This window comes from Myxococcus stipitatus DSM 14675 (genome assembly GCF_000331735.1).
GTDB lineage: Bacteria > Myxococcota > Myxococcia > Myxococcales > Myxococcaceae > Myxococcus > Myxococcus stipitatus.
Genome location: NC_020126.1, coordinates 9,971,891 through 9,988,765 on the forward strand (window position 1 = coordinate 9,971,891; position 16,875 = coordinate 9,988,765).

The window sequence follows — 16,875 nt, forward strand, 5'->3', positions numbered from 1 at the left end:
GGCTGGCCGCCCGCTCACGCCATCCCCGGGGACACGGCATAGAGTGCCGCGCATGACGCGAGCCCTTCTTGCCTTGCTCCTGGCCACGAGCGCCTCCGCCGCGGCCCCTCGCACCCTTCGGGTGGACTACTTCCACACTGGCAACGCCACCGAGGAGCGCTTCAGCCTCGACCGGGTGGTGCTGGAGCCGCTGCCCTGGCCCGGGCACCCGGAGCGGACCCTCGACGACACCAACCTGGGCAAGTACCTCTTCGAGGTGCGCGACAGGGACACGAACCGGCTCCTCTACTCGCGAGGCTTCGCGTCCATCTACGGCGAGTGGGAGCTCACCGGCGAGGCGAAGCGCCAGAACGGCACGTTCCACGAGTCGCTGCGCTTCCCCCACCCGGAGCGCCCCGTCCAGGTGCTCCTCAAGAAGCGCGATGAGCAGAACGCGTTCCGCGAGGTGTGGTCGCTCGTGGTGGACCCCAAGGACATGCTCGTGGACACGTCCTCGCCTCCGGCGCCCGGGCCGCTGCTGAAGCTCTTGGAGAGCGGACCGCCGGAGCAGAAGGTGGACCTGCTCATCCTGGGCGACGGCTACACCGAGGCGGAGCGTCCCAAGTTCGAGAAGGACGCCCGGCGCATGGTGGACATCCTCTTCACCTTCTCCCCGTTCAAGGAGCGCAAGTCCGACTTCAACGTCTGGGGCCTGATGCCGGCCGCCGCGCAGTCGGGCATCTCCCGGCCGTCCACGGGGGTCCACCGGCGCTCGCCCGTGGGCACCACCTACGACGCGTTCCGCAGCGAGCGCTACATCCTCACCTTCGACAACAAGGCCTTCCGCGAGCTGTCCGCCTTCGCGCCGTACGAGTTCGTGGAAATCCTGTCCAATGGAAACACGTACGGCGGCGGAGGCATCTTCGGGCTCTACGGCACGGTGGCCGCGGACAGCCTGTGGGCGCCCTATGTCTTCGTGCACGAGTTCGGGCACCACTTCGCGGGCCTGGCCGACGAGTACTACACGTCCGAGTCCGTCTACGTCCCCAGCGCGGACCGGCTGGAGCCGTGGGAGAAGAACGTCACCGCGCTCAAGGACCCGGAGTCCCTCAAGTGGAAGCACTTGATGACGCCCGGCACGCCCCTGCCCACCCCGTGGGAGAAGGCGGCCTACGAGACCCACTCCAACGACGTGCAGAAGCGCCGCCGCCAGGTGCGCGCCCAGAAGAAGCCGGAGTCGGAGATGGACTCCGTCTTCATCGCCCAGCGCGACTGGGAGGAGAAGTTCCTGTCCTCCCAGAAGTACTCAGGAAAGGTGGGAGCCTTCGAGGGCGCCCACTACGAGGCCCACGGGTACTACCGACCCCAGCTGGACTGCGTGATGTTCACCCGGGACCGCGTGCCCTTCTGTGCGGTGTGTCAGAGCGCGATTTCTCAAGTCATCAACTTGTATGCCGGGTCTAGACCCCAGACATTCAAGAAGACCCCGTGAGACACTCGTGTTTCGGAAGATGACCTCGTGACACACAGGTGTCACGGGGGCCCCGTGTTGGACCCTCCCTGGGTTCAGGTGTAATGGGGGTGCGAAATTTCAATCGCATCCCTGGGAGGGGACTGAATGCTGAAGCGGAATCTGCTTCCAGCGCTCATGACGGCCGTGCTTGTCACGTTCGGCACGGGCTGTGGAGATGAGTGCGTCGACCAGTTTGACTGTCGCACCGAGAATGGGGAGCCGGACGCCAACAAGGAGTGGGTCTGCAGCTCGGGAACGTGCGAGCAGCGTCCCATCAGCCAGCCCCCCGTGCCGGACTCCGGCACGGACGCGGGCACGGATGCCGGGACGGACGCGGGCACCGACGCCGGCACGGATGCGGGCACCGACGCGGGAACGGATGCGGGTACCGACGCGGGCGTGGTGACGTGTTCTCCGACGTGCCCCACGGGCGAGCTGTGTGACGTCAGCTCCGGCCGCGTGGGCGTGTGCCGCACCTGCCTCGACTCCGTCGTGGGCGCTGGCCAGGACGAGGGCTGCGCCGCCGCGACGCCGATGTGCGACATCAGCGCGGGCGGCGGCAAGGGCCTGTGCAAGGCGTGCACGGACACCGCCACGGGCAGCGGCCAGGACACGGGCTGCTCCGAGCAGTCGCCTGTCTGCGACACCTCCGCGAACAACGGCGCGGGCGCGTGCAAGGCCTGCGCGGACACCGCCACGGGCAGCGGCCAGGACACGGGCTGCTCGGCCGCGGCGCCTGTCTGTGACACCTCCGCCGGTAACGGCCAGGGTGTCTGCAAGACGTGCTTCGACACCGCCTCCGGCAATGGCCAGGACACGGGCTGCTCGGCCGCGGCGCCCCTGTGCGACGCCACCGCGAACAACGGCGCGGGCGCGTGCAAGGCCTGCATGGTGACCCAGACGAGCCCCGACCTGGGCTGCTCGTCGCCCACCAACATCTGCGACCCCGCCGCGAACAATGGCGTGGGCGCGTGCAAGGTGTGCAACGGGACGCAGGGCTGCGCGCCGTCCCAGACGTGCAGCGCCGACGGCAACTCCTGCGAGGGCTGCACCGACAACGCCTCCTGCTCCACCACGCCCGAGACGCCGGTCTGCCGCCTGGACCCCGCTCCGGCGGCGTGCGTCGAGTGCACCACCGACGACACCACCCACTGCGAGGCGAACCAGCCTGCGTGCAACAACAACTTCTGCGGCTGCACGACCGACGCGCAGTGCGCGGCCGTGAATGGCAGCGACCGCGACTTCTGCGACACGCAGGCGGACAACAACCGCGGCCAGTGCGCGGTGTGCGTGACGGATGCCCAGTGCGCGAGCACCAACGCGAACACGCCGTTCTGCAACAACAAGACGGAGTGCGTGGCGTGCTTCACGAACAGCCACTGCGGCCTCTCCCAGGTGTGCAACACGACGACGCACGCGTGTGAGGCGGGCAACGGCCCCACGCCCGCGCAGACCTCCGCGCAGATCCAGGCCATGCTGGACGCCGCGGTGGGCGCCATCGACCTCCCGGTGACGGGCGCGTTCGTCACGGCCGTCAAGCCGGCCTTCCCGAACCAGGCGGCCACGGAGGCCGTTGGCTTCTTCATCCAGGCGGAGCCCAACGGTCCGGCGGTGTTCGTCAAGGACGCGACGCTCGCGGGCCAGGTCGCCGTGGGCGACAGGGTCAGCCTGACGGCCGCGGCCAAGGAGCAGCCGGCCTCTGGCAGCAACAAGATGGTCTCCTCCATCAGCGGCTTCACGCTCCTGAGCCAGGGCCACCCCGTGCGCAACCTGGCGACGGCCACCCCCGCGGGCCTCGCGGTGGACCACAGCGCGTCCACCGACCTGGTGTCCGCGCTGAACAGCTACGAGAACGAGCTCATCACCCTCAAGGGCGGCACCATCCTGAACAACGGAACGGGCCAGGGCGCTGGCTTCACGGGCTTCCAGGTGAAGACCACCGGCGTGCCGGCGGCCACCCCCACCTTCCTGCTCCGGATGCCCATCTCCCTGAACCAGGTGCTGGAGGTCGGGACGAACTGCACGTTCGAGTTCACCGGCGCGATGTGGCGCTTCAACGCCAACGCCCAGCCGTCCGTGTTCTCCGCCTCCGACCTGGTGCTGGGTTGCGCGGCGCCCAAGCTCACCCGCGTGGACACCGGCTCGCTCACCTCGGTGGTGCTGACGTTCAGCCGCAACATCAACGCGGCGAGCATCACGAACCTCGCGAGCCAGTTCACCTTCACGGGCGGACTGACGGCCTCCGAGTTCCAGGTGTCGGGCAAGCAGGTCACCCTGACCACGTCCACCCAGACGGCCGGCACCGCGTACAGCCTCACCGTCGCCAACTCGGTGAAGGACATGGCGGGCGGCTCTGTCATCGCCCCCGACAACACGCAGACGTTCCAGGGCCACCGTCCCCCCGCCGTCCTGCGCATCAACGAGGTTCAGCCCAACCTCGGCACCAGCCGGGACCTGGTCGAGTTCCTGGTCGTGAGCGCGGGCTCCACGAAGGGGCTCCTGTTCCAGCAGGACATCGTCTCCCCCCCCACCACGCTCGCCGAGCTTCCCGACGTCGAGGTGGCGGTGGGTGACATCATCGTCCTCCACCTGAACCCGGCCGACGCGAACTACCAGAGCGAGACGACCGCGAAGGACCAGTTCCCCAAGGCCACCGTCGCCGTCAACTACGACGCGGCCTGGGACTTCAAGGGTGGCACCACGGGCATCGCCTACTCCAGCCGGGTCCTCGTGGTGCGAGAGCCGCTGGGCCGGATTCAGGACGCGGTGCCGTTCGCTCACGCGACCAACGCTCCTCCGGGCGACTACTACACCAACCTCCAGAACGCCCAGGCCAACGGCTTCTGGCTGCCCACGAGCTGCGGTGGCGCGCCCTGCACGGCGACTTCGACTCCGAAGGCCGTCGAGGTCTCCGCCGATTGGACCAACGTCTCCACGACGCCGGAAGGCACAAGCGTCCGCCGCATCAGCGCGACGGACACGGACATGCGCGCGGACTGGGCTGTCGGGGCGCAGAGCTGGGGTCTTCCCAACCCGTAGCCTGACATCGCCTCACTGAAACATCCGGGCCGCGGTCCCTTCGGGGGCCGCGGCCTTTTTCATGGCGCCGTGATGAATCACACGCTTGAGCTGACACCGCCCGCGATGACTACAGTGTCTGTCTTCTCCAGCCTGGAGTCTCCATGCGGTTCCGGCGCGCCCTGACGCTCTTGCTCGTTCTCTGTCTCTCCGCGTGTTCCGGTACCCAGCCCCCCTCACTCCCCGACTCGGGCACTCCGCCCGCCGACGGTGGAGACACGCCTCTCGCCGTCACCCCCTCCGTCCTCGCGGATGCGTATCTCGGTGACACCTACGCCGCCCACCTGGAGGCGACTGGAGGCACGCCTCCTTATGCCTGGAGCCTCGCCAGCGGCGCGCTGCCCCCCGGCCTCCAGCTCAGCGCTCAGGGACTCCTCTCCGGCGCGCCCACTGTCACGGGCTCCTTCACGCTCTCCCTTCGCGTCCGGGATGCCTCAGGCGGCGAGGCCACTCAGTCACTCGCCCTCTCCAGCTTCACGGCGCCCACACTGTCCACCGCGACCCCTTCGCTTGGTGTCGTGGGGGCCGCGTACTCCTTCGCCTTCTCGCTCTCGGGGGGACGCGCGCCGCTGACCCTGCGCGTGGCCTCCGGTGCGTTGCCTTCGGGACTCCGGCTCGAAGCCACCTCCCTCGCGGGCACCCCCACCGCTCACGGCACCTCGTCCTTCACTCTCGAGGCACGGGACGCCAACGGCCGCACCGTCTCCGCGCCCTTCCAACTCACGGTCCGCGAGGGACTCACCATCACCACCGCCACCCTCCCGGATGCCTATACCGACAGGGCCTACGGACAGGCCCTCTCCGCCGCCGGAGGACAGGCGCCACACACGTGGTCCCTCGTCAGCGGCGCCCTGCCTCCAGGACTCTCCCTTCTAGGCACGGGGGTCCTCGATGGCACCCCGGCCTCTGCGGGCACCACGTCGTTCACTGTTCGCGTCGCGGACGCGCTGGGTGCGTCGGACACGCGCGAAGTCACCCTCGTCACCTTCCTGCCGCCTTCGCTCGGCGCACTCGCGCCCCTGAGCGCCTATGTCCGAGACAACGTCACGCGGCCGCTCAATGTCTCGCATGGCGGCAAGGGGCCCTTCGTCTTCTCGGCCTCGGGCGTGCTTCCTCCGGGACTCACGCTGGCCTCCGCGGGACTGCTTCATGGTCAACCCACGCAAGCAGGCGTCTTCACCTTCGACGTCATCGCGCTCGACGCCAACGAGCGCGTCGCATCCAGCCCCCTCACCGTCACCATCACCGCCCTCCCCGCCATCACCACGCTCTCCCTCCCGGATGGAACGCGGGGCTCCGTCTACAGCCACGACCTCGCCGTGACGGGAGGCGCGGGCACTCGCACGTGGGCCATTGCCTCGGGAGCGCTGCCGGTGGGGCTCTCGCTCTCCGCGCAGGGCACGCTGAGCGGCACACCGACGTCCACCGGGCTGACGTCCTTCAGCGTGCGCATCTCGGATGGGAATGGACGCACCGACAGCCGAGCCCTCTCGCTGGAGGTCTCCGCTCCGCTCACCGTCACCAACGTCCCCGAGGACGGTTACGCCACCACCCCGTACTCCTCCACGTTGACCGCATCGGGAGGCCGCCTGCCTCTCGCCTGGTCCATCGCCTCGGGCACGTTGCCTTCGGGCCTCGCCCTCGCGTCGGACACGGGCGTCATCTCGGGAACCCTCGGCGGGCAGACCTCCACCTCCGCGCTCACCCTTCGCGTCACCGACAGCCGGGGGCGCATCCACCTCCGTGACGTCTCGCTCCAGGTGTATGCCCTGCCCGTCGTCACGGGCCCCAGCACTTCGCTCGAGGCCTATGTCGGCATCGCCGTGAGCGAGTCCTACGGTGTCACGGGTGGAAAGGCGCCGTATGTCTTCGCCACCACCAGCGCGCTCCCGTCGGGGCTCGTGCTCTCCACCGAGGGGCGCCTCTCTGGCAGCCCCACCGCGCCCGGCACGTCCTCCACCCAGGTTCGTGTCACCGACGCCAACGGCCGCACCGCCTTCCGGACGCTCGCGTTCACCATCTACGAGAGCCCCTCCGTCACCACCACCGTGCTCCCCGAGGCACAGCGCGGCGAGCCCTACTCGACGACACTGGCCCTCTCCGGTGGCAAGGCGCCCTTCGCCTGGAGCCTCACGCGAGGCGCACTCCCCTCGGGACTTCTCCTCTCGTCGGAGGGTGTCATCTCCGGCACGCCCACCACGGTGGGCACCACGTCGTTCGACGTCGCCGTCGAGGATGCCTCTGGCACCACGGCTACGCGCACGCTGGAGCTCACCATCAAGGAGCCAGCGGCGCTGTTCACCGTGGGCCACTGGAACATCGAGTGGTTCGGCGCGGACGCCAACGGCCCACCGGATGGGCCGCAGCTGGCGCACGCTCGCGACATCCTGAATGCCTCGGGCGCGAATGTGTGGGGGCTGGTCGAGATGGTCGACAACGCGGAGTTCGACACGCTCAAGTCCCAACTCGGCGCGTATCAGGGCTTCCTCGCCAATGACTCGGCCTACGTCTCCAACGCGGGCACCTGGTACAGCAGCAACGAGCAGAAGCCCGGCATCCTCTACGACAGCTCGCTCACGCTCGAGGGTGCGTCACTCATCCTCACCGAGCACGCGGGCCTCTTCGCGGGCCGCCCGCCCCTGCGCGTCGACTTCACCACCACCATCCATGGCGCGGCGACGCCGCTCGTCGTCATCGTCCTGCACATGAAGGCCTTCGATGACGAGACGTCCTACAACCGGCGGAGGGACGCGAGCCTGGAGCTCAAGAAGTACCTGGACACGATGCCGGACACGCATGTGTTTGTGATTGGCGATTGGAACGACGACGTCGACCGCTCCATCAGCCGCGTCGGCGGCGTGTACCGCCCCACGCCGTATGAGAACTTCCTTTCCGACTCCCTGCACTACACCTTCATCACCCGGGCCTTGTCGGAGCGCGGAGAGCCCACCACCACCGGCTATCCCGACGCCATCGACCACACCCTCGCCAGTGATGAGCTGGCCGCGGACTACGTCAGCGACTCCGTCCGCACCCTGCGCCCGGATGTCGAGCTGCCCGACTACGCCGACGCCGTCAGCGACCACTATCCCGTCATCAGCCGCTACGACTTCGGGGGGAGTGCGGCGCACTGACTCGTCACGGAGACACCTCCGCCCCGCCCCTCTCGTTCGAGGGAGGGGGCGGCTCGGAGGTGGCCCGCACCACCACCTCGCGCGCCACCCAGCCTCCGGGGCCGTCGTCGTAGGTGGCCTCGACGGAGTCACCTTCGCGCATGGAAGCCAGGCCCACGGGCTTGCCGTTCAACCGCAGCTCCGTGTCCGGCACCACGCCCACGTCCTGCTCCTTCCCCTGGGTGTCGCGGATGAGCAGCTCGTTGTCCCCCACCCAGGCCACGTAACCCTTCACGCTGCCGGAGGGGGCGGGCCGCCCCTGTTCGGTCCTGCCGATGCCCTGCTCATCCGGCCCCTTCAGCGCCTGTGGGTCGGGCGGCTTCTCGCGGGATGCCACCAGGTCTCGCCACAACGCGGAGCGCTTCTCCCGAACACCCGCCGAGGGACCAATCCCTCCACCTCCCGACTCCTCCCCCCCGCCACACCCCGCCGCCAGCACGCCCCCCGCGAGCAGCAACGCCCACCACCTCCGCTGGTGTGAACGGTCGTCCATGGTCCTGGTCCTCTCGCATGACGCGGGCTCGGGCCTGGCCCGCAGCCGCGTCCTCGGCGTCAACATGCGAACGGTTCAGGCAACCGAGAACCCGGAGGGCCCAGGCCCCCAGCCTCGAAGCCCCGTGGACAGACACTCGGGCTCCCGGCTCCTCACTCTCCTCGAGCCACGCCCGCGCAAGCACATGGCTCGCCTGCGCGATGGCACCGTCAGAGCAGGGCGCCCGCGCGAGCGCACAGCCCACCCGCCGCACGGCTCCGAGCTCTCACGTCATCGAGCACCCCGCTCGGGGCGCCCTCTCGAGCAAAGGGCCCGCTCGCCGCGTTGGACGAGCGGGCCCTGCTGTGACGATTCACTTCACCTCAGCGGACGCTTCGCTCCTGACGGCGCCGCGCCCATCCCAGCGCCGCGAGCACCAGCCACGGCGCGACCACCCCGCCCGAGGCAGTGCAACCCCCACCGGGGCTGGCATCCGACCCGGCCTGAAGCTTCGTCTGCGCCTGGAGGACCTCGACGGTGAACGACACCATCGCCGTGCCGCCCTCATCGTCGGAGACGAGCGCGCGGACCTCATGGCTCCCCACCGCCAACGCCACGGTCTCCACGCGATAGCGACCCGCGGTGCTCAGCGTCCCCGGCCCCGACAACAACATCCAGCTCAGTGGGTCCCGCGCCCCACCCGGGTCCTGCGCGGAGAGCGACAGCTCCACCACCTGCCCCTGCGTCACGGACTGATTGGACACAGGCGCCGCCACCGGCGGCAGGTTGCGGATGCGATAGCTCTTCTGCTGCGTGGCCGTCAGCCCCACGCCGTCCGCCACGGACAGCGACACCGTGTAGTCGCCGTCATCCGCGAAGACATGCGACGTCTGCGCGCCCGTGCCCGTGGTCCCATCGCCAAAGGCCCACGTCATCGTGAACGGCCCTCCGTAGGTGCTGGTCGCCGAGGCACTGAACGACACCGCACTGCCCTCATCTCCCTCCGTCACTCCCGTCCACGTCACCACCGGCGTGGAGCTCGTGATGTTGAGCTGCACCGTCGCCGCGGCCGACGCGACCTTTCCGTCGAACACGTCGAAGGTGAACGACGTGCTCCCGGTGAAGCCCGCCTCCGGGGTGAAGGTGAGGTCCGGCGCCGTTCCGCTCAAGGTGCCGTGGGCGGGCTGCGTGAGCACTCGGTACTGGAGCGCGTCACCGTCCACGTCTCCGCCGAGCAGCTTGAACGAACGGCCGCCACCGCCCACGAGCACACTCTGTCCCGTGGCGACGGGCGCGTCATTCACCGGGCGCACCGTCACCGCGATGACCTGTGTGCGAGACAAGAGCGGGCTGCCGTTGTCGCTCAACGTCACGGTGACGTTCGCCGTGCCGTGCCCGTTGGGCGCGAGAACGAAGGTCAGCGTCGACTTGCCCGAGGAGATGGTGGTGCGCGAGACACTGGCCACCACCGAGGGCTTGTCGGAGGTCGCGGTCAGCGTGAGGCTCTGGCTGGACTCGTTCGCGGGGCCCGCGACCAGTCCCGTCAGGACGTGCTTCGCGTTCGTGGACGTCGCATCCTCGTCGAAGGTCAGCGTGCTCGGCACGACGAGGACCGGTGGGTCATTCACCGACGTCACCTGGACCGTCACCTTCGCCGGCGCCGAGTCCCCCAAGGAGTTGCGCGCGACGAAGTGGAACGACGTCGTCCCGTAGTAGTCCGGCGCGGGAGTGAAGCGCGCCACGTTCCCCGTGAGCTGGACCGAGCCCTGGTCCACCGGAGGCGGCGTCGAGATGGCATACGTCGTCACCTCCGCCGTGGGGTCCGCCGAGGTGAGGGTATGGGTCACCGCGGTGTCCTCGGTCGTCGTCACGCTCGCGGCCATCGCGCGCGGGACATCACGGAGGTCCACGCGCCTCGCCTTCACCCGCTGCGCCTGGATGAAGGGCGTGTGGTCCATGCGCGTCGTCACCGCGAGCACCGTTCCATCGCCCCTCGACGCGAGCCCCAGGCCCGTGAAGTCCTCCTCGTCCGTCTCCGCTTCGGGTCTCCCTTCGAAGAGCGAGAAGGAGGCGAGGTCGACGGGCAAGCCATTCCGGGCGACGCGGCTCGCCTGGACACTGGGGCGATTGGAGGAGTCGACGCCCATCCAAGCCGTCAGGTACGTCGAGCCGCTCCACGTGGCGTAGGGACGCGGAGGCAGATACGCCCGCGAGTTCCCGAGCACCACCGGCGTCGGGGCGACCTGTCCCACGGAGGTGACCTTCTGCGCGAGGAAGTCATGCGAGCCCGAGCCACCATCCCGCGCATACGTGACGAGGAAGTCCGTCCCGTCCGACGCCACCGACGGCCTGCGCCCCGGCGCGACGTCGATGCGGCTCCCCTGCGCCACGCCGAGCGTGTTGAAGCGCTGCGCCCGGACCCCACCGTCCTCTTCCCACGCGACCAGGTACTGCGAGCCACTGCCCACCACGGACGGCTCGAGGGTGCCGCTGTCAGGAGGAGGCAGCCCGTTCATCACCGTCACGCCGCCGTCGTCGTGAATCAGCGTCGCGCGCACACCCTTCACGCCGTTCTCCTGCCAGGCCACCACCGCGCCCCGCGCACCGCTGGCGACCGAGGGCCTGCTCCACGTGGGCCCCAGGGTGAGCGGAACCGAGTCCACCCACTGCCCCGCCACGGAGACGCGGCGCGCACGCAGGCTGGACGGATTCGTCCCGGCGCCTCGCTCCAGCCACGCCACCAGCCAGTCCTTGCCATTCCAGGCCACCGCCGGAGTCAGCTCGTTCGTCGGCGACACCAACCGGGCGATGAGCATTCCCGACGCGTCCAGAATCTCCCCCGTGGGCCCGAGCCGCGCGCCGTAGATGTCCTTGAACTCCCACTGATAGCTGCGCGTGTCCTCCCACGCGACGAAGTAGCCATCAGGGCCCGCGGCGATGGCCGGCTCCGACTGCGTGTTCGCACTGGCGCCGATGTTCACCGGAGTGCCGCCCTCCAACCGACGGCCGAACACGTCGAGGCCCATCGTCTTCGCGTCGCGCTGCCAGACCACCATGCTGCCCGCCGCGCCCGCCGCGATTCGCGCATCCTCATGGAAGTGGCCGTCCCAGGTCGTGCTGAGCTGCGCGCTCCCGGAGATGACGCCGGTGGGGCTCACCCATGCACCATGCACCTCGGTGCGCACCTGGCTGTGGTTGCGCGTGTTGGTCCACACCACGCCATACGCGCCGGAGTCCGGCACCCAGGCGATGTCCGGGCGCTCCGGCTGCCCGCTGTTGGCCAGGACGAAGCGGCTGCTCCCGCCATCCTCGTGCCGGATGACCCCTTCGACCGCCGTGCTCTCCTCCCCCGTGTCGTCTCCGTACTGGTAGACGAAGGCATAGCCCTGGCCGTTGCTCGTGACCGCCGGGAAGCGGGCCTGGGTGGTGGCCCCTCCGTAGACCTCCTTCTCGCGCGGACCGACGACCCCCGTCGTCCCATCCACCGAAACAGAGAGCAGGTACGAGGTCAGCTCGCTCCAGACCACGCGGAACGACGTGCCGACCGCCGTCACGGCCGCGTCTTGCGCCTCCGTCTCGTACTGCGAAATCACCTTCGGGTGCATCACCACGTCGCCCGTGGCCGAGAGCAACGCGATGTAGAGGGCGCCACCCGCCTCCGGGAAGGTGTTGCTCAGCCCCGGCCAGGCGAGCAGGAAGTTCGTCCCGTTGAAGGCCAGGCCCGGCGTCCGGTAGTGCACGTGCCGGATGTTGAACGGGAAGGTCTTCGGCGCCTCGGGCACACCGTCGCTGGAGATGCGCATCATCCCCCGGGGACAGGCGAGCACGTAGTACCCCGCGCCGTAGCTCAGCGCGTAGTTGCCGCAGTTCGGCGTGTTGGGGATGGGCATGCCACCCGGCTCCAGCAACATGCCCAGCGGGTTCACTCGCGCGGCCCACAGCCGCGTATAGGTCTGGCGGTTGTCCCACCAGGTAACGAGGAAGTTCGTGCCATCGGTCGCGACCCGAGGCATGTGCTGGTCCTTCAGTTCCACGGAGACCACCGGCTGGTCGATGCCGAACTCCGGGCTCAGCACCGGGTCCAACACCGCGGGGAACGCGCTGGCCTTCAGCGTCGCCTCCGGGACGGTCAGCACGATGGCGCCATCCTGGAAGGAGGGAATCACTTCCGTGCGCTGGCCCTTCGCATCAATCCACGTCCCCAGGCCGTAGCGCAGGCCCGCGCCCGACTTCGCATCGGAGAAGTGCAGGCCCGTGGCCGTGCGCTCCTGGAACTCCAGGCCATGCACGGGCACGCGCACCGTCAGGGCGCCGCGCCCCGTGGGCATGCGGGGGAAGTGCCACGACTGCTCGACGCCCTCCACGCGGTTGTGGAAGTGCTCCGACATGGCGCCGCGAGACACCTGGAGCGAGCCGTCCTTGGCCACCTGGACCTTCGGCGACTCCAGGCGCACCAGGCGGGTGCCGCGTTTGACTTCGGCGGTGCCGAGCGAGAGCCCCGCGCGATAGGGCTCCGCCGGGTCCACCTGATAGGCGAGCGGCGAGACGGTGAGCTGTCCCTCCGCGTGAGTGACTCGATACGTCCGGTGTTCGCCCGAGAAACCCGTGCCCTCGGGACGGTAGGAGAGCTGGACCTGCTGGATGACCGCTTGTGGAGAGAAGGGCAGCTCGGTGGCCGCTGGCGCGGATGGAGCAGACGGCGCCGTGGCGCCCAGCACCCACATGAGCGGTAGGAGACCAAGAGATGACATGAACCGTGTTCCTCGCCTCGATGAACCTGCAGGCAAGGGACGAAGCCAGTTTCAGAATGTCTCACCAGAAACGGACAGCCCGTGTCGATTCTTGCAACCTCGAAATTCGTGCAACCGGATGATGATTGCGCGGTGACGAGACCTGCTGGGTCGGGTCAGAACGAGGGGACATCCGACGCGAGGTGCGCGGACAGCCCACCATCCATCACCAGGGCGCTGCCGTTGACGTAACCGCTCTGCGGCCCGACGAGGAAGGACACCATTCCGGCCACCTCCTCCGGCTTGCCGAAGCGCTGGGTGGGGATTCGCTCGAGCAGGCGCGCGCGCACCTTGGGGTCCGCGTTCGCGAGCATGTCCGTCTCGATGTAGCCAGGGCAGACGGCGTTGCAGGTGATGCCGTAGGCGCCCCACTCCGCGGCGATGGCCTTCGAGTAGCCCACGAGGGCGTGCTTCGTGGCCGCGTAGGTGGAGGACTGCGCCCCGCCGAAGAGGCCCATGATGGAGGAGATGTTCACGATGCGCCCATACCCCTGGGCCTTCATGCGCGGCAGCGCCCAGCGGCACAGGTCGCGCACCGACTCCACGTTGAGGCCGAAGAGCCAGTCCCACTCCTCGGTGCTCACCTCGTCCGCGCGATGGAACGGGCCGCCCGCGCCCGCGTTGTTGACGAGGACGCGGGGCACGCCGAGCTTCGCCTCGAGCTGCTCGAGCGTCGCCGCCACGTCCTTCGCGTTGGAGATGTCGCAGGGCATGGCCCACGCGCGCCCGCCGGCCGCGGTCAGCTGCTCCTGGAGGCGGGTGAGCAGCGCTGCATCACGCGCGAGCAGCGCCACCTCGAACCCCTGGCGGGACAGCTCGGTGGCGATGGCGGCACCGATGCCACGGCTGGCTCCAGTGACGACGGCGACGGGGGACTGGGTTCGGGGCTGCATCACAGGACTCCTCGGGGCGGCACGAGGCGGACCTCGTCGACCCTGACGTTCAACGGTTTGGTGGCAATCTCCCAGATACACTGGGCCACGTCGTCCACGGAGAGCATGTCCGTGGGACTGAACTCGGGGCGAGACTTCCAGAAGGACGTGTAGACGGCGCCCAGGGACACCAGCGTGGCGCGGATGGCGTGCGCCTGGCCCTCTTCGTTCAGGACGCCGGTGAGGCCTCGGACGCCGTGCTTGCTGGCGGCGTAGGCCCCGTTCATGGGCAGCGTGAGGTGGTCGCTCACGGACCCGATGTGGATGAGCCTGCCGCCCCCCGTGGCCCGCATCCGCCGGACCGCCTCGCGCGCGCAGAGGAACGTCCCGGTGAGGTTCACATCGAGCGTCTTCCTCCAGTCCTCCAGCGACGTCTCGTGGACGGGCGTGAAGGCGCCGAAACCGGAGCAGTTGACGAGGACCGAGAGCGGGCCGAGCACGGACTCCGCCTTGCTGAACAGGGACACGACGGAGTCCTCGCGCGTGACGTCGACGTACAGCGAGTCCGCGGTCTCGGCGTGGACGTCATTCGCGGCGCACAGCACGCGCAGACCTTCCGCGCGCAACTTCTGCGTGACGGCGTGGCCGATGTCGCCCGTGCCTCCGACGACGATGACGTTCCGAGTGCTCAAGCGGCGTGCCTTCCCTGGGCGTAGGTGGGTCCTCGAAGCCCGCGCGGAAGGTAGTACGGAAGGCGCGGGGAGATGTCCGCGGAAACGAGCGAACTGACGACACTCCCTCCCGGGCGTCAAAAGTCCGATGCGAAACGAGGGGTATCGCCAGCCTCGGGCACACCCGAGCCTGGGCGCATTGACGACGAGTCCCGGCTGGGGACTCATGCACTCGAAGTACGAATGCAACTCAAAGACAACACAGGGGACATCATGAAGCGAATGGGATGGGCGATTCTGCTGTCGACGTTCTTCGCGGTGGGCTGCGGTGGACCGACCGCCGACGGGGCTTCAACGGTCCAGGCTCCGAGCTCGCCCCAAGCCTTGTTGGACAATGGAGACGTCGAGACCTGTAGCGACAACAGCGAGGAGTGCAACCACCCCATCTGCCGCTGCAGGAGGAAGTGTCTGTCTGAATGTGGCGGCGTCTCCGAGTGCTACACCAACTGCAAGGCCAACTGTACGTTCTGACAAGGTTTGGGTGCGGGCATACCACCCGCCTCGCAGGGCGGATGCGGGCCCGCACCCAGGCATGTCAGTCCTGACCCTGTCTGTCCCGCCATGCGGGCCTGACGGAGATGGGCCTCGAATCCTCGCAACAATCCCAGACGCACTCTGCTATACGGCCGCGCCGAAACCCTCACAAGAAGTGGAGATACCTTGGCGCGAAACCTTTCCAGGTCGGCGTTGGCCGTGCTTTTCATTCCCAGCCTGCTGCTCACCGCCTGTGGCGAGGAGGACCTGGCGCGGAGTCACGGCGTGGACCCCGAGATGGACCGAGTCCCGGAGGAAGCCCCGCTTCGCGAGGGCTATGTCTGGAATGTGGAGAGGGAGAAGTACCTCCCGGTGACCTACGCCGAGGTGGATGGGCTGGCCATCCACGAGGGCGACATGGTCCTGGGAACGGTGAAGCAGATGGAGGCGCGGGTGCGCGAGGTGAAGGCCCTGGGGCTGGAGGCCTCGGGCCCTCGAGCGCAGGGCCTCGTCAAGACGGACCCGAACTCCCGCTGGCCCACCCCCGTGGTGCCCTACACCATCGACTCAGGCGTCGCGAACCAGAATCGCATCCAGGACGCCATCAATCACTGGCATGGCCGGACCCACATCCGGTTCGTGCTCCGCACGGCGAGCAACGCGGCGCAGTACCCTGACTATCTTCGCGTCCAGTCGGGCAGCGGGTGTTCCGCCAGCTACGGCCGACAGGGTGGCGAGCAGGGGATGTGGCTGGATGGAAGCTGCAGCACCGGCACCATCATCCATGAGTTCGCACACGTCCTGGGGCTCGACCACGAGCACAACCGCCAGGACCGGGACACCTACGTCATCATCCGCTGGGAGAACATGGTGGCGGGCGCGTCGGCCCACTTCCAGCAGAACAACAACGAGGACGACGACGCCTTCGGCTACGACTACGGCTCCATCATGCACTACGGGCCGATGCAGGGCTCGAGGAACGGGCGCCCCACCATCGAGGCCCGCGGTGGACAGTCCATCGGCCAGCGCGATGCGCTGAGCACCTTCGACGCGATCACCGTGACGCGGCTGTTCACCAGGACCTTCACCCTTCGGGCCCCGAGCGGCCACTACGTGGTGGCCGAAGGCGGTGGTGGCGGCACGGTCAACGCCAATCGTGTCGCGGTGGGCCCGTGGGAGCGGCTCCAGCTCGTGGACCTCGACGGCGGTGCGCTGATGACGGGCGACCTCGTCCAGCTCCAGACCATCAACGGCAACTATGTCCAGGCGGCGAACGGCGGCGGCTCGGGCGTGAATGCCAACCCCCTCGTGCCTGGCGAGTGGGAGACCTTCCGCATCTGGAAGATGGGCGGCCCCACGGGAGAGCCCACCATCACCGCCAACGACATCGTGGTCGTCGGTACCTTCAGCGTCGGCTACCCCAAGTACTGGGAGGCCGTGGGCGGCGGTGGCGCCGGAGTGCTGGCCCACACCGACGTCGGCAGCCTGGGCCCCTCGAACATGTTCACCGTCGGCTACCCCTGAGCCCAGGGTCCGGGCGACACACGCGCGGACCGCCTCCCTGAAACGACTCTGGGGATTCAGCCCCGCCATGCGGTGACTGAATCCCCAGGGGACCTGCGAGCGAGCGTCTCGCGGAACTACTTCGCGGACTCGATGACGTAGATGAGCGTCACCTTCGCCAAGGCACCAGGAAACCCCAAGCAGGACGCGCTGTTACCCGCTGGTGCCTCGGTTTCGCTCGGAGACGTCATCCCGTCCCACTCCATGCTGTCCCCCGGTGTGCAGTCTCG

9 protein-coding genes are annotated in these 16,875 nt (G+C 68.7%); 5 read left to right on the forward strand and 4 right to left on the reverse strand.

All coding sequences use genetic code 11. The features are described from left to right. The first annotated feature begins 52 nt into the window (after window positions 1-52). The 3 genes from MYSTI_RS38840 to MYSTI_RS38850 all read left to right on the forward strand — a co-directional run bounded on the left by MYSTI_RS38840 (window position 53) and on the right by MYSTI_RS38850 (window position 7,704). Window positions 53-1,471 carry an IgA Peptidase M64 gene (locus MYSTI_RS38840; protein ID WP_015353351.1) on the forward strand — a complete coding sequence of 473 codons (1,419 nt, stop codon included), beginning with the start codon at window positions 53-55 and terminating at the stop codon, window positions 1,469-1,471. 126 nt (window positions 1,472-1,597) lie between these two features. Further along, window positions 1,598-4,531: an Ig-like domain-containing domain gene (locus tag MYSTI_RS38845; RefSeq protein WP_015353352.1), complete on the forward strand. Its 2,934-nt coding sequence runs from the start codon at window positions 1,598-1,600 to the stop codon at window positions 4,529-4,531. A 143-nt stretch (window positions 4,532-4,674) separates the two neighbouring features. Then, window positions 4,675-7,704, forward strand: coding sequence for a putative Ig domain-containing protein (locus tag MYSTI_RS38850; protein ID WP_015353353.1), 3,030 nt, complete (start codon window positions 4,675-4,677; stop codon window positions 7,702-7,704). Window positions 7,705-7,708: 4 nt separating this feature from the next. Here the strand turns inward: MYSTI_RS38850 and MYSTI_RS38855 are convergent, their stop codons facing one another. The 4 genes from MYSTI_RS38855 to MYSTI_RS38870 form a co-directional block, all read right to left on the reverse strand. After that, window positions 7,709-8,236: a putative lipoprotein gene (locus tag MYSTI_RS38855; RefSeq protein ID WP_015353354.1), complete on the reverse strand. Its 528-nt coding sequence runs from the start codon at window positions 8,234-8,236 to the stop codon at window positions 7,709-7,711. Between the two features lie 362 nt (window positions 8,237-8,598). Further along, window positions 8,599-12,966: an Ig-like domain-containing protein gene (locus tag MYSTI_RS38860; protein ID WP_015353355.1), complete on the reverse strand. Its 4,368-nt coding sequence runs from the start codon at window positions 12,964-12,966 to the stop codon at window positions 8,599-8,601. Between the two features lie 155 nt (window positions 12,967-13,121). Next, window positions 13,122-13,898: an SDR family NAD(P)-dependent oxidoreductase gene (locus MYSTI_RS38865; RefSeq protein ID WP_015353356.1), complete on the reverse strand. Its 777-nt coding sequence runs from the start codon at window positions 13,896-13,898 to the stop codon at window positions 13,122-13,124. After that, complete coding sequence (locus MYSTI_RS38870; protein WP_015353357.1) at window positions 13,898-14,569, reverse strand: SDR family oxidoreductase; 672 nt, start codon at window positions 14,567-14,569, stop codon at window positions 13,898-13,900. The genes MYSTI_RS38865 and MYSTI_RS38870 overlap by 1 nt, the downstream gene beginning before the upstream one ends. Window positions 14,570-14,821: 252 nt before the next feature. Between MYSTI_RS38870 and MYSTI_RS38875 the strand changes: the two genes are divergently transcribed. Together MYSTI_RS38875 and MYSTI_RS38880 are read left to right on the forward strand one after the other, a co-directional pair. After that, window positions 14,822-15,079, forward strand: coding sequence for a hypothetical protein (locus MYSTI_RS38875; protein WP_015353358.1), 258 nt, complete (start codon window positions 14,822-14,824; stop codon window positions 15,077-15,079). 222 nt (window positions 15,080-15,301) lie between these two features. Next, window positions 15,302-16,606 carry a M12 family metallopeptidase gene (locus MYSTI_RS38880; protein WP_233278099.1) on the forward strand — a complete coding sequence of 435 codons (1,305 nt, stop codon included), beginning with the start codon at window positions 15,302-15,304 and terminating at the stop codon, window positions 16,604-16,606. Window positions 16,607-16,875: the final 269 nt, after the last annotated feature.